The 22,140-nt window shown below is 72.6% G+C and carries 19 protein-coding genes and 2 pseudogenes; 14 read left to right on the forward strand and 7 right to left on the reverse strand.

What is annotated here, in order from left to right:
• The first annotated feature begins 42 nt into the window (after window positions 1-42).
• The 5 genes from aroH (at window position 43) to der (ending at window position 4,570) form a co-directional block, all read left to right on the forward strand.
• The gene (aroH, locus tag GLX30_RS27650) at window positions 43-405 is read left to right on the forward strand and encodes a chorismate mutase (RefSeq protein ID WP_159693360.1); all 363 of its coding nucleotides are present in this window, start codon (window positions 43-45) and stop codon (window positions 403-405) included.
• Complete coding sequence (locus tag GLX30_RS27655) at window positions 402-1,487, forward strand: prephenate dehydrogenase (RefSeq protein WP_159693362.1); 1,086 nt, start codon at window positions 402-404, stop codon at window positions 1,485-1,487. The genes aroH and GLX30_RS27655 overlap by 4 nt, the downstream gene beginning before the upstream one ends.
• A gap of 219 nt (window positions 1,488-1,706) precedes the next feature.
• Window positions 1,707-2,417, forward strand: coding sequence for a (d)CMP kinase (gene cmk, locus GLX30_RS27660; RefSeq protein ID WP_159693364.1), 711 nt, complete (start codon window positions 1,707-1,709; stop codon window positions 2,415-2,417).
• A gap of 53 nt (window positions 2,418-2,470) precedes the next feature.
• Window positions 2,471-3,058 (forward strand): lysophospholipid acyltransferase family protein, encoded by a 588-nt coding sequence (locus GLX30_RS27665; protein ID WP_244258510.1) that lies wholly within the window; start codon window positions 2,471-2,473, stop codon window positions 3,056-3,058.
• Window positions 3,059-3,121: 63 nt separating this feature from the next.
• A complete protein-coding gene (der, locus tag GLX30_RS27670) occupies window positions 3,122-4,570 on the forward strand; it encodes a ribosome biogenesis GTPase Der (protein WP_037775082.1) in 1,449 nt (482 codons plus the stop codon).
• A 74-nt stretch (window positions 4,571-4,644) separates the two neighbouring features.
• On the opposite strand, the gene GLX30_RS27675 is transcribed toward der, so the two are convergent.
• From GLX30_RS27675 to GLX30_RS35495, 5 genes and pseudogenes are all read right to left on the reverse strand, one after another.
• Complete coding sequence (locus tag GLX30_RS27675) at window positions 4,645-4,989, reverse strand: hypothetical protein (protein WP_347879788.1); 345 nt, start codon at window positions 4,987-4,989, stop codon at window positions 4,645-4,647.
• Between the two features lie 261 nt (window positions 4,990-5,250).
• The gene (locus tag GLX30_RS27680) at window positions 5,251-6,030 is read right to left on the reverse strand and encodes a hypothetical protein (RefSeq protein ID WP_159693370.1); all 780 of its coding nucleotides are present in this window, start codon (window positions 6,028-6,030) and stop codon (window positions 5,251-5,253) included.
• Between the two features lie 139 nt (window positions 6,031-6,169).
• Window positions 6,170-6,865, reverse strand: a complete 696-nt coding sequence (locus GLX30_RS27685; protein WP_159693372.1) for an ATP-binding cassette domain-containing protein — start codon at window positions 6,863-6,865, stop codon at window positions 6,170-6,172.
• Window positions 6,862-9,414: an ATP-binding cassette domain-containing protein gene (locus GLX30_RS27690; RefSeq protein ID WP_159693374.1), complete on the reverse strand. Its 2,553-nt coding sequence runs from the start codon at window positions 9,412-9,414 to the stop codon at window positions 6,862-6,864. Before GLX30_RS27690 ends, GLX30_RS27685 begins: the two co-directional genes overlap by 4 nt.
• Window positions 9,402-9,867 (reverse strand): annotated as a pseudogene (locus GLX30_RS35495) (hypothetical protein). The gene GLX30_RS27690 and the pseudogene GLX30_RS35495 overlap by 13 nt, the downstream one beginning before the upstream one ends.
• Before the next feature lie 70 nt (window positions 9,868-9,937).
• Here GLX30_RS35495 and GLX30_RS27695 point away from each other — a divergent pair.
• The 6 genes and pseudogenes from GLX30_RS27695 to GLX30_RS27720 all read left to right on the forward strand — a co-directional run bounded on the left by GLX30_RS27695 (window position 9,938) and on the right by GLX30_RS27720 (window position 15,455).
• Complete coding sequence (locus tag GLX30_RS27695; protein WP_159693376.1) at window positions 9,938-10,462, forward strand: hypothetical protein; 525 nt, start codon at window positions 9,938-9,940, stop codon at window positions 10,460-10,462.
• Window positions 10,437-11,723 (forward strand): ABC transporter substrate-binding protein, encoded by a 1,287-nt coding sequence (locus GLX30_RS27700; RefSeq protein WP_159693378.1) that lies wholly within the window; start codon window positions 10,437-10,439, stop codon window positions 11,721-11,723. The genes GLX30_RS27695 and GLX30_RS27700 overlap by 26 nt, the downstream gene beginning before the upstream one ends.
• A 73-nt stretch (window positions 11,724-11,796) precedes the next feature.
• Window positions 11,797-13,082: pseudogene (locus tag GLX30_RS27705) on the forward strand (glycosyltransferase family 4 protein).
• A complete protein-coding gene (locus tag GLX30_RS27710) occupies window positions 13,079-13,894 on the forward strand; it encodes a hypothetical protein (protein WP_159693380.1) in 816 nt (271 codons plus the stop codon). Before GLX30_RS27705 ends, GLX30_RS27710 begins: the two are co-directional and overlap by 4 nt.
• A gap of 72 nt (window positions 13,895-13,966) precedes the next feature.
• Window positions 13,967-14,977, forward strand: coding sequence for a YafY family protein (locus tag GLX30_RS27715; RefSeq protein WP_159693382.1), 1,011 nt, complete (start codon window positions 13,967-13,969; stop codon window positions 14,975-14,977).
• A 262-nt stretch (window positions 14,978-15,239) separates the two neighbouring features.
• On the forward strand, window positions 15,240-15,455 hold the full coding sequence (locus tag GLX30_RS27720; protein ID WP_159693384.1) for an I78 family peptidase inhibitor: 216 nt from the start codon (window positions 15,240-15,242) through the stop codon (window positions 15,453-15,455).
• A gap of 113 nt (window positions 15,456-15,568) precedes the next feature.
• Here GLX30_RS27720 and GLX30_RS27725 read toward each other — a convergent pair whose 3' ends face one another.
• A complete protein-coding gene (locus tag GLX30_RS27725) occupies window positions 15,569-16,561 on the reverse strand; it encodes a phosphatase PAP2 family protein (protein ID WP_159693386.1) in 993 nt (330 codons plus the stop codon).
• Window positions 16,562-16,997: 436 nt separating this feature from the next.
• On the opposite strand from GLX30_RS27725, the gene GLX30_RS27730 reads away from it, so the two are divergent.
• Both GLX30_RS27730 and GLX30_RS27735 read left to right on the forward strand, forming a co-directional pair.
• The gene (locus GLX30_RS27730) at window positions 16,998-18,734 is read left to right on the forward strand and encodes an MFS transporter (protein ID WP_159693388.1); all 1,737 of its coding nucleotides are present in this window, start codon (window positions 16,998-17,000) and stop codon (window positions 18,732-18,734) included.
• A 121-nt stretch (window positions 18,735-18,855) separates the two neighbouring features.
• A complete protein-coding gene (locus GLX30_RS27735) occupies window positions 18,856-20,046 on the forward strand; it encodes an acyl-CoA dehydrogenase family protein (protein WP_159693390.1) in 1,191 nt (396 codons plus the stop codon).
• Between the two features lie 62 nt (window positions 20,047-20,108).
• Here the strand turns inward: GLX30_RS27735 and GLX30_RS27740 are convergent, their stop codons facing one another.
• Window positions 20,109-20,540 (reverse strand): cell division protein SepF, encoded by a 432-nt coding sequence (locus GLX30_RS27740; protein WP_005319308.1) that lies wholly within the window; start codon window positions 20,538-20,540, stop codon window positions 20,109-20,111.
• A 239-nt stretch (window positions 20,541-20,779) separates the two neighbouring features.
• Here GLX30_RS27740 and GLX30_RS27745 point away from each other — a divergent pair, with 239 nt between their 5' ends.
• Window positions 20,780-22,024, forward strand: coding sequence for a DUF5685 family protein (locus GLX30_RS27745; RefSeq protein WP_244258297.1), 1,245 nt, complete (start codon window positions 20,780-20,782; stop codon window positions 22,022-22,024).
• The last annotated feature ends 116 nt before the right edge of the window (window positions 22,025-22,140 follow it).

The raw sequence follows: 22,140 nt of genomic DNA on the forward strand, positions 1-22,140 counted from the left end.
ACCGGTCGGCAAGACCGGCGGTTGAGAACGAAGGAGCACGACGTGGCGGTACGAGCGGTCCGCGGAGCCGTCCAGCTGGAAGAGGACGACGCCGGACACATGGGCGAGCAGGTCGGCGAGCTGCTCACCGCCATTCTGGAGCGCAACGGCCTTGCCGTCGACGATCTGATCAGCGTCTGGTTCACCGCCACCCCGGACCTGCACAGCGACTTCCCCGCGGCCGCGGCGCGCGGGCTCGGTATCGTCGACGTGCCGCTGATCTGCGCGCAGGAACTCGACATCGCCGGGGCCATGCCGCGCGTCGTCCGTATCCTCGCGCACGTCGAGTCCGACCTGCCCCGGTCGAAGATCGCCCATGTCTACCTCGGCGCAGCCGCCGCCCTCCGCAAGGACATCGCCCAGTGAGAACCGCGCTCGTCATCGGAACCGGACTGATCGGTACGTCCGCCGCGCTGGCCCTCGCGGGACGCGGCGTCACCGTGCACCTCGTCGACCACGACGCCGAGCGTGCCCGCACCGCCGCCGCACTCGGAGCCGGCACGGACGAGCGGCCTGAGGGTCGCGTCGACCTCGCCGTCGTCGCCGTGCCGCCGGCGCATGTCGCCACCACGCTCGCCGAGGCCATGCGCGCAGGCGTCGCCCGCGGCTACCTCGACGTGGCCAGCGTCAAGGGAGGCCCCCGCCGGGAGCTCGAGGGAATGGGCCTCGACCTGTCCGCCTACATCGGCACGCATCCGATGTCCGGCAAGGAACGCTCCGGCCCGCTGGCCGCCACCGCCGACCTCTTCGAGGGCCGCCCCTGGGTGCTGACCCCCACCCGGGAGACGGACACCGAGGTCCTCAACCTCGCCCTCGAGCTGGTCGCCCTCTGCCGCGCCGTGCCCGTCGTGATGGACGCGGACGCCCACGACAGGGCGGTCGCCCTCGTCTCCCACACGCCGCAGCTGATCTCCTCGATGGTGGCGGCGCGCCTGGAGGACGCCGACGACACCGCCGTACGGCTGTGCGGGCAGGGCATCCGCGACGTGACCCGGATCGCGGCGTCCGACCCCCGGATGTGGGTGGAGATCCTCTCCGCCAACCCCGGGCCGGTGGCCGACGTACTGGCCGGCGTCGCGGCGGACCTCGACGAGACGGTCCGCGCGCTGCGGTCCCTGCAGTCTTCTGACGAGTCCAAGCGCCAGGACGGCGCGGACGGCATCGAGGACGTCCTACGGCGCGGAAACGCCGGCCGGGTACGGGTGCCGGGCAAGCACGGCACGGCACCGACGGCCTATGAGGTCGTCGCCGTGCTGATCAGCGACCAGCCGGGCGAGCTGGCCCGAATCTTCGCCGACACCGGCCGTGCCGGCGTGAACATCGAGGACGTCCGCATCGAGCACGCGACCGGGCAGCAGGCCGGTCTCGTCCAGCTGATGGTCGAGCCCACGGCTGCGCCGCTGCTCACCGCCGCGCTGCGGGAACGGGGCTGGTCGATCCGCCAGTAGACGGCCGGCGGCCGGACCACTTCTCGTACGGGAGGCGGACGGAGCCGTGGCAGGCCCGGCCCCGGTCGCTTCCCGGCGGCCGGGGGAAGCGGCCGGTGCCGTGTCAAGGGGCCGCTCCGGGGCCCCGGCGTACGGGTGCAGAAGTGGTCGTCCGCACTCGGTAACCTTGTGCTGGGCCCCTCGGCACTCCGGCCGTGCCCACTCCCACGAACCAGGAAGGTGTCCGACACCGTGGAATCCGTGATCGTCGCCATCGATGGCCCCTCCGGCACGGGCAAGTCGAGCACCTCCAAGGCCGTCGCCTCCGCGCTGGGGCTGAGCTACCTCGACACCGGCGCGCAGTACCGCGCGATCACCTGGTGGATGATCAGCAACGGCATCGACGTGTCCGACCCCGCCGCGATCGCGACCGCTTCCGGGAAGCCCGTGATCGAGTCCGGTACCGACCCGTCGGCACCGACCATCACCGTCGACGGTCTCGACGCCTCCGGTCCGATCCGCGAGCAGGACGTCACCTCGAAGGTCAGCGCGGTCAGCGCGGTGCCCGAGGTGCGCGCCCGGATCACCGAACTGCAGCGTTCCATCGCCATGGCCGCCAAGGAGGGCATCGTCGTCGAGGGCCGTGACATCGGCACCACCGTCCTGCCCGACGCCGACCTGAAGATCTTCCTGACCGCGTCTGCGGAGGCCAGGGCGGCCCGCCGCAGCGGCGAGCTCAAGGGCGCCGACGTCGCGTCCACCCGTGAAGCCCTGATCAAGCGGGACGCGGCCGACTCCAGCCGTAAGACCTCGCCGCTCGCCAAGGCGGACGACGCGGTCGAGGTCGACACCACGGACCTCACGCTGCAGCAGGTCATCGAGTGCGTCGTCACCCTCGTCGAGGAGAAGCGGGGCGCCGCCGACGGCACGCGGAAGCAGGCCGCCCGGTGACCGTTCCCTCACGGAAGGGCGCGGCTGTCGGGCGGGGCATCGGCATCGGGCTGATGTACGGACTGTGGAAGCCGCGCGTCCTCGGCGCGTGGCGGGTCCCGGCAGCGGGGCCGGTCATCCTCGCGGTGAACCACTCGCACAACATCGACGGGCCGATGCTGATGGGCACCGCGCCCAGGCCCGTGCACTTCCTGATCAAGAAGGAGGCGTTCGTCGGCCCCCTGGACCCGTTCCTCTTGGGGATCGGACAGGTCAAGGTGGACCGTACGACCGCCGACCGCACCGCCATCACGGCCGCGCTCGGCGTGCTGGACGACGGCGGCGTCCTCGGGATCTTCCCCGAGGGCACCCGGGGTGAGGGTGACTTCGCCTCACTGCGTGCCGGGCTGGCGTACTTCGCGGTGCGCAGCGCCGCCCCGATCGTCCCGGTCGCGGTGCTGGGAAGTACCGAGCGCCGCGGACGGTTGATAAAGGGACTGCCTCCGCTGCGCAGCAAGGTGGACGTCGTCTTCGGCGACGCGTTCGAGGCCGGGGACGGCAGCGGACGCCGTACGCGCAAGGCGCTCGACGAGGCGACGGTGCGCATCCAGGAGCACCTGACCGCCCACCTGGCGGACGCGAAGCGCCTCACCGGGCGCTAGGACAGACTTGAGTAATGGACCGCGCAACAGACACGGTCCAGTGACGAACGAGGAACGGACTTCATGAACGACCAGCACGACCACGGAGCGCTCGGCGACGCCGAGTACGCGGAGTTCATGGAGCTCGCCGCGGAAGAGGGCTTCGACGTCGAGGACGTCGAGGGCGCGATCGAGGAGGCCGGGCACGGCCCGCTGCCCGTCCTCGCCGTCGTCGGCCGACCGAACGTCGGCAAGTCGACCCTGGTGAACCGCATCATCGGCCGCCGCGAGGCGGTCGTCGAGGACAAGCCCGGCGTCACCCGCGACCGCGTCACCTACGAGGCCGAGTGGGCCGGCCGCCGCTTCAAGGTCGTCGACACGGGCGGCTGGGAGCAGGACGTCCTCGGCATCGATGCCTCCGTCGCCGCCCAGGCCGAGTACGCCATCGAGGCCGCCGACGCCGTCGTCTTCGTCGTCGACTCGACGGTCGGCGCGACCGACACCGACGAGGCGGTCGTCAAGCTGCTCCGCCGGGCCGGCAAGCCCGTCGTGCTCTGCGCCAACAAGGTCGACGGACCCAGCGGCGAGGCCGACGCGACGGCCCTGTGGTCGCTCGGCCTCGGCCAGCCCCACCCGGTCTCCTCGCTGCACGGCCGCGGTACGGGCGACATGCTCGACGCCGTCCTCGAGGCCCTGCCGGAGGCGCCGGCCCAGACCTTCGGCACCGCCGTCGGCGGTCCCCGCCGGATCGCCCTGATCGGCCGTCCGAACGTCGGCAAGTCGTCGCTGCTCAACAAGGTCGCCCGCGAGGAGCGCGTCGTCGTCAACGAGCTCGCGGGCACCACCCGCGACCCGGTCGACGAGCTCATCGAACTCGGCGGCGTGACCTGGAAGTTCGTCGACACCGCCGGTATCCGCAAGCGCGTCCACCTCCAGCAGGGCGCCGACTACTACGCCTCGCTGCGCACGGCCGCCGCCGTCGAGAAGGCGGAGGTCGCGGTCATCCTGATCGACGCGACGGAGAACATCAGCGTCCAGGACCAGCGCATCATCACCATGGCCGTCGAGGCCGGCCGCGCGATCGTCGTCGCCTACAACAAGTGGGACGACCTCGACGAGGAGCGCCGCTACTACCTCGAGCGCGAGATCGAGACCGAGATGCAGCAGGTCGCCTGGGCGCCCCGGGTGAACGTCTCCGCGCTCACCGGCCGCCACATGGAGAAGCTGGTCCCGGCGATCGAGACGGCGCTGGCGGGCTGGGAGACGCGTGTCCCGACCGGCCGGCTGAACGCGTTCCTCGGCGAGATCGTCGCCGCGCATCCGCACCCGATCCGCGGCGGCAAGCAGCCGCGCATCCTGTTCGGCACGCAGGCCGGCACCAAGCCGCCGCGGTTCGTGCTGTTCGCGTCCGGCTTCCTCGAGCACGGCTACCGCCGCTTCGTCGAGCGCCGGCTGCGTGAGGAGTTCGGTTTCGAGGGCACCCCGATCCACATCTCGGTGCGGGTGCGGGAGAAGCGCGGCCGCAAGAAGTAACCCAGCAGGCATCGATGCCGCTGCCCCCGGACCGTGTACGTGGTCCGGGGGCAGCGGCGTTCGCTGACGGCGGGTCAGGATCCCTTGCGCGGAGCGGGGGGCAGCGCCGCGGGCTGATGGACGGCGTGCCGGCCCGTCTGGTGCGAGTGCCTGCCGCCCTGATGACCGGTGGGGCCCACATGGCCGGTGGAGTAGCCGGAGTGGCCGCTCGTGTGCCCCGAGTGGCTCGTATGGCTCCCGTAGCCGAGGAAACCGCCGCGGAGGCCGTGCAGCCCCGACCCGAACCCCTTGAAGTCCAGATCCTCCTCCCCGCTGCGGTCACCCGGCAGCGTCTTGAACGCCCTGAGGTACTCGGAGTACAGCGCGTCGTAGATCGGCGTGGCCGAGCGGCCCGGCGAACCATCGCGCGCGGGGCGCATGGAAGGGATCTGGCTCTGGAAGGGCTGGGGGGAGGGGTCGTATGAGTGCACGTACCTGCAACGACGCCGCAGTCCCACGGATGCGGGCTGCGGCGAGCTGCATTCTTCCGGGGGACGGTACGGTCCGTCGCCGGCGCGCGCGGACGTACGCCGGGGCAGGAGAGCCGCCCCGGCGTACGTCTGGTGCCCGCCGGGCCGGTCGGCCGGCACGTCTGTGGTCCCTGGCGCCGGCGGACGGGATCCGAGCGGCGTCCGGGCGGCTCAGGTGCCGGCGAGCGGCATCGCCGCGGCGACCAGACGGCCGTTGGCCGCCGCCTTCTCCAGCGCGTCCCGCAGCAGGTCCTCGCGGGGCTGCTGGCCGATCGACCCGACCGGGGCGGCGTAGACCAGGACCGTGTTGGTCTTGTTGGCGGCCGTCCGCCAGCCCTCCGTGACCTGGAGCGGCTGATGCGCCTGCCACCAGGCGACCGGGCTGCCACCGCCCGTACCGGGCTGGAGCACGGCGTGCAGCTGCCCCATGGCGATCAGGACCGACCAGCCGGGCAGCTGGGACGGGCGACGGTTCACGTCCCCGACCGGCAGGAAACCCTGCTCGATCAGGAGCGGCAGGAAGTCGTCGCCGCCGTGGCCCGTCGTGCCCGGGCGGGCGATCGGCGCGGTCGGCTCCACGACGAGCGCGGGGTGCACGTCGCCGTCGAGGAGGATGAGACCGCTGGTGACGCCGAGCACCGCCTGCTGGGGAGCCGCGCCCGGGATCTGCGGCTCCTCGCCGGTGATGGAGCGGACGGCGCCCTGGAGCTGGTCCTCCGCGACCTGCACCACCTGCGAGGGGATGCAGGTGGCGTGGGCGAAGGCGAGCACGGCCGTCTCGTCGCCCACGAACAGCACGGTGCTGGTCCGCTCCTGGTCGGAATCGCCCGGAGTGCGGCAGGAGGTGCAGTCGTAGCTGCCCGGGGCGTTCAGGCCGGCGAGCAGTCGGTCGGCTTCTTCGTCGCCGATCTCGGCGCGTACGTCCTCGCTGACGTCGAGCATGCGCGGCACGGGTGGCTCCTCGGACTTGATCAGGTGAGCCGGGCGGGTCCCGACACGAAGGTTCAACGTGCGATCAGTCGTGGGGGTCACGCGTGAAACGGCAACGAATCGAACCGCGCCGCGTCACGCCGCCCCGTGGGTCCCGCGGTCACGGCGGGCGGGGGACGGCCGGCGGGCCGGCCCCGGCCGGAGCGAGTTCGCCCGGCTCGCCGCTGAACACGACGGAGCCGCGGCGCAGTTCGTGCACGACCACCGGGGCTCCGGGCCTCTGCGCCAGAGCCGGCGGGAGCCGCTGCTCGGCGACGACGACCGCGGCGCCGAGCCCGCGCAGCAGCCGGTAGGTACGGGCGGCCACCGCGGGGGCCATGCCCTGCGCGGGCTCGTCGAGCAGGACGACACCGGCGGGCGCCAGCAGGGCGCGGGAGACGGCGAGCATCCGCTGCTCACCGCCGGACAGGGTGCCGGCGGTGCGGCCGAGCAGCGCGCGGAGCGCCGGGAAGCCGTCCAGGGCGCGGCCGAAGTCATCGCCGGAGGAGGCGAGTTCGAGGTTCTCGCCGACGGTCAGGCTCCCGTGCACCGCGCCGATGTCGGGCACGAAGCACACACCGAGGCGTGCCCTCTTCTGTGCGTGCAGCCGGCTCACGTCCCGCCCGTGCAGCAGCACGGAGCCGGCCGCGGGGAGCACCGTGCCGGCGAGCGCGCGCAGCACGGTCGTACGGCCTGAGCCGTTACGGCCGAGGAGGACGGTCAGCGCCCCGGCCGGTACGGGGAGCCGTACGCCGTGCAAGGCCTCCAGCGGGCCGTACCGCACGCGCACGTCGCGCAGTTCCATGGCGAGCGTCATCGCACGAGCCGCCCCGCTTCCATGACGTGCACGGTGCGGGCCAGGCCGGTGACGAAGCCGAGATCGTGCTCGACGACGAGCACGGCGGTCCCGTCCGCCGCCAGCGCCCGGAGGATACGGGCGAGCGCCTCCGTCTCCACGGTGTCGAGGCCGGCGGTCGGCTCGTCCAGCAGCAGCGTGTGGGGCCGGGTGGCGAGCGCCCGCCCGAGCTCGGCCCGGCGCAGCACACCGGTGGGCAGGCCGGCGGCAGGAAGCCGCCGTACGGGCCCGTCCAGACCGAGCAGCCGCAGTACGGGCTCGACGGCGGACGTGTCCCGGTGCCGGCCCTGTTCGGCCCCGACGCGCACGTTCTCCTCGACGGTCAGCGAGGGGAAGACGGCGAGCTGCTGGAACGTCCTCGCGATCCCCAGCCGGGTCCGTGCGTGCGCGGACCGGCGGCTGATGTCGGTCCCGCCGAGCCGCACCCTTCCGGCGTCCGGCCGCAGCGACCCGCACAGGCAGTGGAACAGGGTGCTCTTCCCCGCCCCGTTGCCCCCGACGAGCGCGGTGATCCGGCCGGGAGCCACGACGAGGTCCACCCCGTCGACGACCCGGCGCCCGTCGTACGCGACCCGCAGTCCTTCCGTGCTGAGCCCTCCCGCGGCCGGCCTCGGCGCCCTGCGGGCGGGCGGCGCGGGGTTCGCGGCCCGGGCGGCGCCCGCGGAGCGTGCGGTGTCCGCCCGCACGGCGACGGCCCCCGCCCCTGGCCGTGCCGCGACACCCTCTGCGCGTGGCCGCTCAGCGGCGGGCCCCGCCGCCCCCGGACGGAGGCGGCCGTGGCCCACGAGGACGGCCAGCAGTCCGATCACCACGGCCGCGACCCCGCCCCGCGTCCCCGCGTCCAGCGCGACGAGCAGCGCCGCCGCCGGCAGCGGCGCGAGGAGGTTGTCCGCGCCCAGCACGAACACCGCCGCGAACCAGAGCACGCCGCGCACCGGATCGAACGCCGCCGGATCGAACGCCCGCACCCCCATCGCCAGCAGTCCGCCGCCCAGCGCGGCCAGCGCCGCGCCCGACGAGAAGGCGAAGAGCTTCAGCGCCGGTACGGCGACGCCCGCCGCCTGCGCGCCCTCCTCGTGGTCGCGCAGTGCCGCGAGGGCCCGCCCAGTGCGGCCCCGGCGCAGCGCCGCGACGGCGAGCAGCGCACAGGTCAGCACCGCGAGCTCCACGACGTAGTACGCCCGGTCCGATCCCAGGGCCGGGGGGCGCGACACCGTGAGGCCCGCCGTCGCGTACGGCTGGGCGAGGACGAACCGGCTCACCGCCACCCCGACCGCGAGCGTGACCAGCGCCGGAGCGAGCCCGTGCCGCCGGATCGCCGGCCACCCGGTGAGCAGCCCGAGCGGGGCGACCAGCACGACGGCTACGGCGAGCGCCACGAGCTCGGGCAGCTCGGGGAATCCGGGGAACCGCCCCGCCGCCAGGAGTGCGGTGAACAGCGCCCCGAGGCCCGCGTACGCGGCCTGCCCCAGCGAGATCTGCCCGCCGCGCCCGGTGACCACCACCAGGGACAGCAGCACCACCGCCAGGGCCGGTACCCGGACCGCAGTCTGCAGGTCCGTGCCGGCGAAACCCAGGGGCAGCAGCAGAAGGATCCCGGCGATCAGCCACACGGGCCGCGGGACCCGTACGGCAGCTGCCGCGGCCCACGTCGTCGCACCGCCGAACCCGGGGAGCAGCAGGGCGGCGATCAGAAGCGCCAGCACGAACAGGTTCGCCTCCACGGCCTGGACAAGGGGTTCCGCCCAGCCGGACGGGTGCAGTCGCGCCATCTGTGCCTGGGCCACCCCGATCGCCAGTGCCGCACCGATCGCGACGGGCAGGCTCCGCATCCGGGCGACGACCGCGACCGCGATCACCTCCACGACCAGCAGCGGCATCCCGTAGGGGTCGAGCCGTACGTACGGAGCGAGCAGCACGCCGGTCAGTCCCGCGGTGAACGAGCCGAACGCCCACCCCGCCGCCGCCACCCGGTTGGCGTCGATGCCGCCGAGCGCCGCGAGCGTCCGGTCGTCGACGACGGCGCGCAGCTCCCTGCCGAACCGGGTCCACCGGATCACCGCCGTCACCAGCGAGGCCAGCAGGACGACAGCCGACAGCTGCACCCATGGGCTGTCCGGCAGCAGCACCGGGGCGTCGGCCCTCGCCCCCTCGCCCCACAGCAGCGCCGCCGCGCCCACCAGCAGCACGAAGACGCCGATCGAGGCGACCAGCGTCCGGGCCGGGTCGGGCGCGGGCACCGACAGCGGCCGGAAGACGAGCCGTTCCAGCAGCAGACCGATCCCGGGGGCGACCACGAACAGCGTCACCGTCGCCGCGAGCGGCACCGGCAGGCCCCACTCCACGCTGAACTGCCGCATCACATAGGCAGACACCATCGCGATCGCGCCGTGTGCGAGGTTCAGCACCCCGGTGGCCCGGTAGGTGACGACCAGTCCGATGCCGGTCAGTGCGGCAGCGCTGCCGACGGCCAGCCCGGCGAGGGTGAGGTCGTAGGTCAGGGACGCCACGGCTCGCACACCGGACAGGGCTCGAGTTCCGCGTCACCGGCCGGCAGGGCTTCGGGTTTGCCCGCCACGAGGGGACAGTCGGGCCGGTGCGCCAGCGTGCCCCCCGGCACCCGCAGCGCAGGTCCGTCCGACGAGGGCCCGTCCCGCGCGGGCCCGGCAGCGGGGCCACATCGGCGCGGACGGTTCCTGAGCCGTCGTCGTCCGACGGTTCGTCACCAGGCTGTGCCGGGCCGCCTTCCGCCCCGACGCCCCCGTTCGCAACACTCCGGCCGCGATCAGGACCGCACCGGCCACCAGAATCGCCGCCCCCGGAACGGTGGCCGACGCGAGATAGGGCATCTGCCGCTCGGTCAGCCTCTCGCCGGAGACGCCGTACCAGCCGACGACGCACAGGACGGCACCGCAGGCGACAGCGGCGATCCCACCCCACCACAGCAGTCGGGACGTCGGCATCGGAACGCCTCCTTTCTTGCACTATGCCCCGAACCGTCCGACGCTGGAAACCGAGACAGGGGTGAGTGACATGTTCAGCACAAAAGACTCCCGACCCGCGGCCTGGGCCGCCGCAGCGGTTCTCGTCCTCGGGCCCGTCACCGCCGCATGCGGGGGCGGCGGCGGTTCCGAGCCGGCCACCTCGCCCCCGACGACCGCAGCCACTCCCGAGACCCCTACGGAGGGTGCGGAACCCGCAGACCCGCCTGCGGCCGAGCAGCAGGTCAAGAAGAACTGGACGGCCTTCTTCGACCCCTCCGTGCCGACGGACGAGAAGGTGAAGCTCCTCGAGAACGGCGAGGTGCTGCGCCCGGTCCTCACCGCCTTCGCCAACGACAAGAACGCCGCGCGGGTCTCCGCGGGGATGACCGGCGTCCGGTTCACCTCACCCACCCGGGCGACCGTGACCTACAACCTCATGGTCGACGGCAACACGGTCCTGCCGGACGCCAAGGGCACGGCCGTGCTCGAGGACGGCACCTGGAAGGTCTCCCAGAAGGCGCTGTGCGCCTTGGTGGAGCTCAGCCCGAATGCCCGCGCTGTTCCGGGCTGCTGAGGCGCTGCTCGTCGCGGCGCTCCTCACCGTGGCGACGGCGTGCGGCAGCCGACTGCCCGAGGGTGCCTTCGAAACCTCACGGACGCCCGGCGACAGCGCCCGTGAGCCCGTCCGCGTCGGTGTCATCACCAGCGCCACGAGCCCTGTCGGGGGTGCCGCCTTCGACGGGCCGGGACAGGGAGCCCGCGCCTATTTCGACGCGCTCAACGCACGCGGCGGCCTCGACGGCCGCCGCGTCGAGGTCATCACCTGCGACGACGGCGGCAGCGGCGCTGGCAACAACGAGTGCGTGCACCGCCTGGTCGAGGAGAAGAAGGTCTTCGCGCTCGTCGCCACCACCGTCCTCGACTACGCCGCCGCGTCGCGGGTGTCCCGCGCGGGCGTCCCCGACATCGGGGGCCAGCCGATCGGCCCGGCCTACGACACCTGTCCGCACCTCTACGGCATCTACGGCAGCCAGGCGCCCCGCACCGGTGAAGAACCGGGCTGGGACGGCGTCCTCTACGGAGGCACCGAGGTCTACCGCTGGTTCAAGCGCGCGGAAGGCGCCCGCACCGCCGCCGTCGTCTCCTACAACCAGGCGTCGTCCGCGACCTACGCCCGGCTGGTCGCCCGGGGCCTGGAGGCGGAGGGCTACCGCGTGGTGTCCGAGCAGCTCGACTTCGCACTGCCCAACTTCCGTGCCGTGGCCGCCGACATCGGGCGCAGCGGCGCGGACCTGGTGTTCGACGCCCTCGACGCGCACGGCAACGCGCAGCTGTGCGAGGCGATGGACGAGGTCGGCACCCGCGTCACCGCCAAGGTCACCAACGTGCAGAACTGGAACTCCGCCGTCCCCCGCGAGTACAAGGACGCCCCGGGCTGCCGGAACGCCCTGTGGGTGACCGGCTCGAGCCGCAACCACGAGGACACCGGCCACCCCGCCGTGCGTGAGTTCCGGCAGGCCGTGCGAGGAAGGGAGCCGTCCCAGTGGCAGCTCGAGGGCTGGGCCGCGGCGATGTGGTTCACCGACGCGGCGAAGTCGTGCGCCGGCGACCTCACCAGGGCGTGCGTCGAGCGCTATCTGAACCGCCCCGAGCCGTACACCGCCCGCGGCCTGCTGCTCCCCGTCTCGTACCGGCCCCTCGACGAGCCGCCCGCCTCGCGACGGGCCTGCCTGTCCGTCGCGCGCTGGCAGGACGGCCGGGGCTGGGTCACCCAGGGTGGCGACATGAGCCGGAACTGCCACGACGTACCGCAGATCCCGTACCGCCCCCGGTAGGCGGTTAAAGTTTCGGGTCAGACCTCCTGACCAGGAGGGCATTCGCGCGACCAGGGGGGAACGCGGGAGCGCCATGCGCATCTCATTTCTGCTCCACAACGCCTACGGCATCGGCGGGACGATCCGTACGACGTTCAACCTCGCCTGCGCGCTCGCGGAACGGCACGACGTGGAGATCGTCTCGGTCTTCCGCCACCGCGACCAGCCGTCCATGGGCGCCCCCGCCGGTGTGACCATGAAGCACCTGGTCGACCTGCGGAAGAAGAGCCCCGGCTACGACGGGGACGACCCGCTCGCCCGGCTCCCCGCGAAGGTCTTTCCCCGCGGCGACGGCCGGCACAGGCAGTACAGCCGTCTCACCGACGTCCGGATCGCCGCCCACCTCGCCTCCCTCGATGCGGACGTCGTCGTCGGCACCCGGCCCGGCCTCAACGTCCACATCGCCCGGCAGGCCCGCCGCGGCGTCGTGCGCGTCGGCCAGGAGCATCTGACGCTCGACAGCCACGGGTACCGCCTGCGCCGTGAGATCGGCCACCGCTACGCCCTGCTCGACGCCGTCACCACCGTCACGGAGGCCGACGCCCGTGCCTACCGGGAGCGGTTGAAGCTGCCCGGCGTACGCATCGAGTCCGTGCCCAACAGCGTGCCCGCCCCGGGCGTCGCACCCGCCGACTGCACCGCCCAGTGGGTCGTCGCGGCCGGTCGCCTCACCAGGGTCAAACGCTACGACCTGCTGATCAAGGCCTTCTCCAAGGTGGCCGCCGCCCGCCCCGACTGGCGGTTGCGGATCTACGGCAGCGGGGACGCGACCGGCAACGAGAAGCAGGCACTGCGCGACCTCATCGAGGAACGCGGCCTCCACAACCACGTGTTCCTCATGGGCCCCGCGAACCCGCTGGAGCCGGAGTGGGTCAAGGGCTCGGTCGCCGCCGTGACCTCCAGCCTGGAGTCGTTCGGCATGACGATCGTCGAGGCGATGCGCTGCGGCCTGCCCGTCGTCTCCACCGACTGCCCGCACGGACCCCGCGAGATCATCGACGACGGCACCGACGGCCTGCTGGTCCCCGTCGGCGACGTGGACGCGATCGCCGACGCGCTGCTCCGCCTGATCGGCGACGACGAGCTGCGCCGGAGCGCGGGCCGCGCCGCGCTGGTGTCCTCCGCACGGTTCGACCCCGCGCCGATCGCGGAGCGCCACGAGGCGCTGTTCACCGAGCTCGTTGCCCGTGGGGAGAGCGGACGCTCGCGCAGCGCGCTCCGCGAGGCGCTGCACCGGGGAGGAGCCGGCTGTACGACGGGGCCTACGCACTGCGTTACGTTGCCGCGGACCTGATCCGCAAGGGGAGGAAGAGCGGATGAGCACCCCGATGACGGCCGAGGGCCACCTGGAGCCCCGGGCCGACTGCCTCGCCGCGAGCGACGGTGGGATCACGTTCGACGTCTTCGGGTCGGCGGCCTTCGGCGCGGTCCTCGTTCTGAGACGGCGCGGCGGCAAGGGCCCGGCGGACGAGCTGCGGCTGCCGCTGACACCTCCGGGTGACGGCACTCCCGCACGGACCACTCTGCCCGCCACGGCGGAGCTGGCCGAGGGCCGCTGGGACGCGTACACGGAGACGGGAGAGGCGGTGCAGCCCGGCATCCGCGACCTGCGGGTCCTCGTGGACCAGGCACCGGCGTCCGGCCCCGTCGCCGTCCGCGTCCCTTATCCGACCGCCGACGGCCGGCTCGCGCTGCGCTGCTGGCGGCGCGCACCGCACGCCGAGGCCGGCGAGCTCGCCTTCGCCCCCGAGCAGGGCGCCATGTCCGTGACGGGCGTGCTGTTCGGGGCGGAGCTGGGCGACGGCCCCGTGGTGCAGGCCCGGCTCCGGGCGGGGGAGCGGATGCACGAGGTGCCCGTCACCGGCGAGGGCCGTTCGTTCGGTTTCACCCTGCCGTACGGGCCGCTGGCCGAAGGGGCCGAGAACGCCGTCGCCGGCAAGGAACGGCTGTGGGAGCTGTGGCTGCGGCCGGCCGCGAAAGCGGCACCGGTGCGGATCTCCCGCATCCTGGACGACGTCTGGGACAAGAAGTCGATCTTCGCCTATCCGAAGCAGCGCATCGCCGGGCACATCGTCGCCCCCTGCTACACCGGCGACAACGACCTCTGCGTCCGCGTCACCGCGGCCGGCTGAAGCGCCCGCTCCGGCCGACGGAGTCCACCGTTGCGGACAGAAGCTGTCCGCGACGCCTGTCAGACTCTTCGCATGTTGGAGACCTCGGCACGACTCCTGCGCCTGCTGTCCCTGCTCCAGGCCCACCGCGAATGGTCCGGCGCCGACCTGGCCGACCGGCTGGGGGTCACGCCCCGGACGGTCCGCAGGGACGTGGACCGGCTGCGAGAACTCGGATATCCGGTCAACGCCAGCCCGGGCACCGGCGGCGGCTACCAGCTCGGTGCCGGTGCGGAGCTGCCGCCGCTGCTGCTCGACGACGAAGAGGCCGTCGCCGTGGCCGTCGGCCTGCGCACGGCGGCGGGCCAGGGCATCGAGGGAATCGGCGAGACGTCCGTACGGGCCCTGGCCAAGCTGGAGCAGGTGCTGCCCGACCGGCTGCGACGGCGGGTGAGCGCGCTCAACGCCTTCACCGTTCCCATGCTGCGCGGGCAGCAGCGTTCGACCGTCGACCCCGGCGTGCTCACCGAACTGGCCAACGCCTGCCGGGACAGCGAGCAGCTGCGTTTCGAGTACCGCGACCACGGTGGCGCCGCCACCCGCCGGATCGTCGAGCCCCACCGGCTGGTGTGCACGGAGCGCCGCTGGTACCTCGTCGCCTGGGACGTGGAGCGGGGCGACTGGCGTACGTTCCGGGCCGACCGGATCGTCCCCAGGCCGCCGCACGGCCCCCGCGTCGCGCCACGGACGCCCCCGGCCGACGACCTCGCGGCCTACGTCTCCAAAGGAGTCTCCATCGGCGCGTACGCGGCCCGTGCGGTCGTCCTGCTGCACACCTCCGCCGAGCGGGCGGCCGGGATCATCGGCCCGTCCGACGGGGTGCTGGAGGCGGTGGACGACAGTCGCTGCCTGCTGCGGACCGGGGCCGCGAGCCTGGATGTGATGGTGGTCCACGTGATGCTCCTGGGCGTCGACTTCGAGGTGGTCGAGCCGCCGGAACTGACCGGCCACGTCCGGACGATCCGTGACCGGCTCTCGCGGGCCCTTGGCACGGACGAGCCGGTGGGCCCGGAGGATTCTGTGAAATCTGTAAAGGAAGCGTGAATCACTCGCGACGGGTGAATTGCCGTGCCGACCGGAATTCGCCGGAATCCCCTGAGTCGATGGAAAGCAATTGGCCATGATCCACAGTCGCGTGCCGAAAGACACATGAACGCACCCGAAGAGCCCGTTCGGGTGAACGAGTTCGAAGCGATCATGTGTCGAGAAGCTGTGACAGAAGCGTGACCCCCGAGGTATGTGGGGCTGCTGGGGTCATGGCCGTCCCGGCTTCCGTCACCGTCCGCTGCCGCCTACGGTGGTGAGCATGGCACCCATACCGACTCCTCCCGCACAGCCCGACGACAACCCAGAGTCGTACGTCGGCCTCGACGCGGCGGCAGCCGAGCAGCAGGCCCGCGAGCGGGGCTGGTCGACCGTCAGAGCGCTGCCGCCCGGTTCGATCATCACCATGGAGTACCTGGCGGGCCGGCTGAACTTCGAGGTGAAGGACGGCTCGGTGATCCGCTGCTGGAAGGGCTGACCGGCGTCCGTCCAGCAGGCCACGGTCCGAACGGCCGGATCACCGGAACATGCGCGGGCCCCGGTACTCGACGAGTACCGGGGCCCGCGCATGTTCCGGGTCGGGCCTGCGCGTCAGCCGCCCGTCATGGGCCGCGAACGCGGTGGACGCCTGCTGCCCGACGGGGTCACCGGTGTCCGCTCCGAGCGCGCGTGCGCCCGGGACCGGTCGTGAGTGGCCGTCCTGGTGCCCGCCGACGGCCGGCCGGGCGTGGGGCCGACGCCGGCCACCGGCTCGCGCGGCGCGCCGTCCGCCTGGCCGGCCTCGGTCCCACGCTGCGCGAACACCGCGGGCCGCGGTCCTCCCGACGCGACGGGCAGCGATGGGGCGGACGCCCGGCGCCTGCGCCACTGCTCGCGCAGACCGAGGATGAAGGCCTCCGCGCGGGCGATGAGCGGCTCGCACCAGGGCAGTCCGAGCAGGATCAGCAGTCCCGCCGCCCAGCCCAGCAGCACGTCGCTCAGCCAGTGGGTGCTCAGGTACACGGTGGTCAGGCCGACACCGAGGGACACCACCGCCGAGAGCGCCGACAGATAGCGCCGAGCCCTCGGCGTGGTGGCCAGGTAGGCCAGAATTCCCCAGGTCACCACCGCGTTGGCGGTGTGTCCGGAGGGAAATATATCGCCGCCGGCGAAGAGCTCGGCGGAGCCGATCTGCGTCGCGTAGTGGGGGCCGAGCCGGCCGAGCCCGATCTTGACCGCGCCCACGGTGACGTTCAGCAGCAGCAGGGCGGCACCGAGGGCGAGCAGAGGCCGCAGGGTGTGCTGGCGCCAGGAGCGCCAGCCCAGCCATGCCGCGACCATGACGGCCGTCGGGCCGCGCTGGCCGAGCGTCACGAAGTAGTCGAGAAACGGGTGCTGCTCCGGCCACTGCTCGTAGGGCCGGAAGAGCATGAGCTTCCAGTCGAGCGCCACGAGCCACGTCGACGCCAGCACGGCGACGACGATGGCCAGATAGAACGCCGACGTCCCGCCGAAGAGGGCGAGACGCGTGCGGCTCATCCGCGGGATCTCTATCTTCGGCGGTTCCGGCTCCCGGTCCAGGCGGGCAAAGATGTCGGTACGCACGCAATCGACGTTACAGCGAGTGAGTGTGTGGTCCGGTCGATCCACTCTCTTCGTGATGCCTATGTGATGTGGAGTTTGTCTCAGGTCCAGTTGCATTCCGGGACCGTCCGGAAAAGCAGGTGACCTTGTTCCCTATTTATCCGACGGTCCTCTCGGAGGACTCCCTTCGGCAGTCTGCCAATGGTTCACCGGGGCAGCGTGCGGAATTTCCGGGGCGTTCAGTGAGTGCGGGATTTCCCCCGGAGGCGGCACCGAGTGGCGTACGCCACACCGGGCCGCCCCGACCGGTGAGAGATCGACCACGCGCACCGCACGCGAACTCGCGTACGCTGACCACTCGCTCGCCCGTCGACGCCGGGCCGCCCCGTCGGGACTTCCCCGTACCACCGTCCCGGCCGGCCCGCCGAGCGCGAGGGATCACCCGGGAGGTACGTACATGTCCGTGACGCCCACGGCCGGCGCACGCCTGCGCTCCGTCGGCGGCGGCGCCAATCGCTGGGTCGTCCTCTTCGTCCTCTGCGTCAGCCTGCTGCTCGTCGCCCTCGACGCGACCGTGCTGCACGTCGCGGTACCCGACGTCACCGAGGACCTGCGCCCGAGCGGCATCGAGCTGCTGTGGATCGTGGACGCCTATCCCCTTGTCTGTGCCGCACTGCTGATCCTGTTCGGCACGCTCGGCGACCGGGTCGGCAGACGCCGGGTGCTGCTGCTCGGCTACGGCATCTTCGGCGCCGCCTCCGCTGTCGCCGCCTTCGCGCCCGACCCGCAGATCCTGATAGCCGCCCGCGCCCTGCTCGGCGTCGGCGGCGCGATGATCATGCCGGCGACGCTGTCGATCCTGCGGGCGGTCTTCCCCGACCGGCGCGAGCGGGCGACCGCGATCGGCGTATGGACGGCGGTGGCAGCGGTGGGCGCCGCCACCGGACCCGTGCTCGGGGGCTTCCTCGTCGAGCACTTCTGGTGGGGATCCGTCTTCCTGATCAACATTCCGCTGATGGCCCTGATCCTCCCCCTCGGCCGCTGGCTGCTGCCCGAGTCCAGGGGTGGTGCGGACGGCCCGTGGGACGTGCTCGGCGCACTGATGGCCGCGGGCGGGGTGCTCGGCGTGGTCCTCGGCGTGAAGCGGCTGGGCGTGGGCTCCGGTCCGCTGGACCCGGGTGCCGTGGTTCCGCTGCTCCTCGGCGCGGCACTGCTGGTGCTGTTCGTGGGGCGGCAGAAACGCCGCCGGCATCCGCTCGTCGACATGCGGATGTTCGCCAGGGCCGCCTTCTCCACCTCGGTCGGCTGCATCATCCTCGCCATGCTGGCGCTGGTGGGACTGGAACTGATCGCCGTCCAGTACCTCCAGCTCATCCTCGGGCTCGGCCCGCTGGAGACAGGGCTTCGGCTACTGCCGCTGACCTTCGCCGCCATGGCCGCAGGAGCCACCGGCTCGCACACCCTCAACCGTCTCGGCCCCCGCCGGATGGTGGGCTGGGGATTCGCTCTGACCGCCGTCGCGGTGCTGCTGCTGACCGTGATGGGTCAGCACGACCGCCCGTGGCTTCTGACCGGCGCGTTCGTCCTGCTCGGTTACGGCCTCCAGACGACGCTGTTCGGCGCGTACGAGTCGATGCTCAGTGAGGCCCCGGTCGACCAGGCGGGCGGCGCGGCCGCGATAGGTGAGACCTCGTACCAGCTCGGTGCAGGCATGGGCATCGCCCTGCTCGGCAGCGTGATGAACGCCGCGTACGCTCCCGCGGTCGCCTCGCTCTCCGGCGTACCTGCGTCCGCGAGCTCGGCGGCGGCGCATTCGCTCGGTGAGGCCTATCAGGTGGCCGACCGCCTCGGCGGCCCGGCGGGGGAACTGCTGAGGTCCACCGCCCGTCACTCCTTCGTGCAGGGCCTGCACATCACGCTGGTGGTGAGCGCGGGCCTGCTGCTCCTCGGCGCGGTCGCCGCACTGCGGCTGCCGCGGATCATGGAGTGCGGCACGTCGGAGAAGTGCCCGCAGCCGAGGCAGGCCGAGCCGGTGTCCCTTCCCGCGACCCGTGAACCCGACGCCCCCGGCGCCCGGACCGCCGGCACTGCGGTGTCGCACGCCGGGGCCGGGGTGCCCGCGGGCCGCAGGCCGCAGGTGCCCGCACGGCCCGCCCCCGCCGAGGCGGCTGGGTCTGGACGCACGGCACACTGAGCCGTAACGTCTGGCTAGGCCGCTGACTAGCACTGCTAGTTTTTGGCCGCGCCGCCCTTCCTCCCTGCACGGCCACGGCCGGGGGAGACGTCCAGTGCCAGAGCCGCCGGAGGTCACGTCAATGTCCGCAACGTCGAAGCTTCCGCCCTTCGATCCCGGCGACCCGCTCGGTATCGACGACCTCCTCCACGACGAGGACCTCGCGATCCGCGACACCGTCCGCGCCTGGGCCACCGATCGCGTCATGCCCCACATCGCCGACTGGTACGAGCGGGGCGAGCTCCCCGGCATCCGCGACCTCGCCAAGGAACTCGGCTCCATCGGCGCACTCGGCATGTCGCTCGAGGGCTACGGCTGCGCGGGAGCCACCGCCGTCCAGTACGGACTGGCCTGCCTCGAACTCGAAGCCGCGGACTCCGGCATCCGCTCCCTGGTCTCCGTACAGGGCTCGCTCGCCATGTACGCGATCCACCGCTTCGGCTCCGAGGAGCAGAAGCAGCGCTGGCTGCCCGGCATGGCCGCCGGCGAGATCATCGGGTGCTTCGGCCTGACCGAGCCCGACCACGGCTCCGACCCGGCCGCCATGCGCACCCACGCCAAGCGCGACGGCTCCGACTGGGTCCTCACCGGCCGCAAGATGTGGATCACCAACGGCTCGGTGGCCGGTGTCGCCGTCGTCTGGGCGCAGACCGACGACGGCATCCGCGGCTTCGTGGTGCCCACCGACGCCCCCGGCTTCTCCGCGCCGGAGATCAAGCACAAGTGGTCCCTGCGCGCCAGCGTGACCAGCGAGCTCGTGATGGACGAGGTCCGGCTGCCCGCCGACGCGGTCCTCCCGGACGTCACCGGACTGCGCGGCCCGCTCAGCTGCCTGAGCCACGCGCGCTACGGAATCGTGTGGGGCTCGATGGGCGCCGCGCGGTCCAGTTTCGAGGCTGCGGTGGCGTACGCGCGGACACGGGAGCAGTTCGGCCGGCCGATCGGCGGGTTCCAGCTCACCCAGGCCAAGCTCGCGGACATGGCCGTCGAACTGCACAAGGGGATCCTGCTCGCCCACCACCTCGGTGTGCGGATGGACGCGGGGAAGCTCCGGCCGGAGCAGGTCAGCTTCGGAAAGCTCAACAACGTGCGCGAGGCGATCGAGATCTGCCGCACCTCCCGCACCATTCTGGGCGCGAACGGGATCTCGCTCGAGTACCCCGTGATGCGGCACGCGACGAACCTCGAGTCGGTGCTCACCTACGAGGGCACCGTCGAGATGCACCAGCTCGTGCTGGGCAAGGCGCTCACCGGTCTCGACGCCTTCCGATAGGCCGGCGCGGCCCGGCGGGACCGGCGAGCTCCCCCAGCCCGTTCGCTGGGAGGTGCCCCCACTCAGCTCTGGTTGAAGAAACCGTCCTGCGAACGGCCCGCCGGGTCGCCGCTGACGATCTCGGTGTCCGCGGGGGTCAGCAGGAAGACCCGCGTCGCGACCCGCTCGATGGAGCCCCGCAGCCCGAACGCGAGACCCGCGGCGAAGTCCACCACCCGCTTCGCGTCGCCTGGCTCCATCGACGTCAGGTTCACGATGACGGGGACGCCGGAACGGAACAGCTCGCCGATCCCGCGGGCGTCACGGAAGCCGTCCGGGGAGACGGTGGCGATCCGGCGGCCCTCCTGCTGCGCGGACTCGGAGGCGACACGCACCCGCGGGTCGGTGACCCATGCGTCACCCGTCTCAGCACCCTCGGCGTACTCGTCGTCGTAGTAACGCCCGTCGTCCTCGACGAGTCCCAGCCAGGCGCTCGCCTTACGCACCGATCCCATGGACGCCTCCTTTCATCGCGGTCACTTGTCGTTCCGCATATCCCCTATCGTCGTCCATGATGCGGATCGGGCGCCAAGTGGATAGTCGCCGCGCAGGGGATTCGTGACGGTACTGGTGCAGAAGTTGTGGCGATTCGTCAAGGTCCGGCCGGTGCAAGGGGTATGACGGGATGAAAATATAAAAGTCGGGCCGGACGGGTGACCTTGGGGACGTACGGGTGAACGGCCGGGTCGATACGATGCCCACCGCACATCTCAGCGACTCGCGGGGGGCCGTCGTGTTCGGAATCGTCAGACCATGCTCGCACCGGCTCACGGACGGGCTGAAGACCGAGTGGATGGCCCATCTGTGCGGGCTGTGCCTCGCACTTCGCGCCGACCACGGTCAGTTCGCCCGTATCGTGACCAACTACGACGGCCTGATCGTCTCGGTCCTGACGGAGGCTCAGTCCGAGCGCACGCCGGCGCAACGCCGCACGGCCGGACCCTGCCCGCTGCGCGCCATGCGCACCGCTCCCGTCGCCCGCGGCGAAGGCGCGCGCCTGGCCGCCGCCGTCTCACTGGTCCTCGCCTCCGCGAAGATCCGCGACCACGTCGCCGACGGGGACGGCGTGTTGGCCCGCGGGCCCGTGGCCGCAGCGGCCCGCCGGATCGCCGGCGGCTGGGACAGGGCGGGCGCGCGCTCGGGCTCCGCGCTCGGCTTCGACACGGCGGTGCTGCTGGAGGCCGTCGACCGGCAGGCGGGACTCGAGACGCTGGCCGGGCCCGGCACGCCGGTCCTCACGGTCACGGAGCCGACGGAGACCGCGACGGCGGCCGCCTTCGCGCACACCGCCGTGCTCGCCGGCCGCCCGGAGAACGCGGCGCCGCTCGCCGAGGCAGGGCGGCTCTTCGGGCGGCTGGCGCATCTGCTGGACGCCGTGGAGGACAGGGAAGCTGACGCCGCGTCGGGTGCGTGGAACCCGCTCACGGCCACGGGCACCTCGCTCGCCGAGGCGCGCCGGCTCGCCGACGACGCGCTGCACGGGATCCGGCTGGCGCTTCGTGACACGCACTTCGTCGACGACAAGCTGGTGCACGTCCTCCTCGTGCACGAGCTGCGTACCTCCGTCGACCGGGCGTTCGGCACCGTCACCTGCGCGCACCAGGGGTACGGGGCCGCCCAGCCGCCCTCGTACGGGAACCCGCAGAATCCGTACCGGGGCGGCGCACCGGGCCCGTACGGCTCGAATCCGTACAGCGGCGGCCCCTTCGGCGGCGGCGCGGGGGCGCCCGGCGGTCCCGGCGGGACGCCGCCCGGTCCAGGAGGGCACCAGGGGCGCCCGCCGCGCCGGGGGTTCTGGGCCGGCTGCGCCGTCTTCATCGGCCTGTGCTGCACCTGCCGGCTGTGCTGTGCCAAGGAGTACGAGGGGCCCTGGTCCCGCAAGAAGCGCGAGGGCTGCTGCCGCGACTGCGACTGTCCGGACTGCGGCTGCGACTGCTGACGCTCCGTCACCCGGCTTCCGGGAGACCTGCGGCGGGCCGCGGTGGCGGCGGAAGTGATCCGTCCGTCCCGCGGTCTTGTGTGTCCGGTTCCCGGAAGCCACTATCTCTGGCAGTG

The sequence above is a fragment of the Streptomyces sp. Tu 2975 genome (genome assembly GCF_009832925.1).
Classification (GTDB): domain Bacteria; phylum Actinomycetota; class Actinomycetes; order Streptomycetales; family Streptomycetaceae; genus Streptomyces.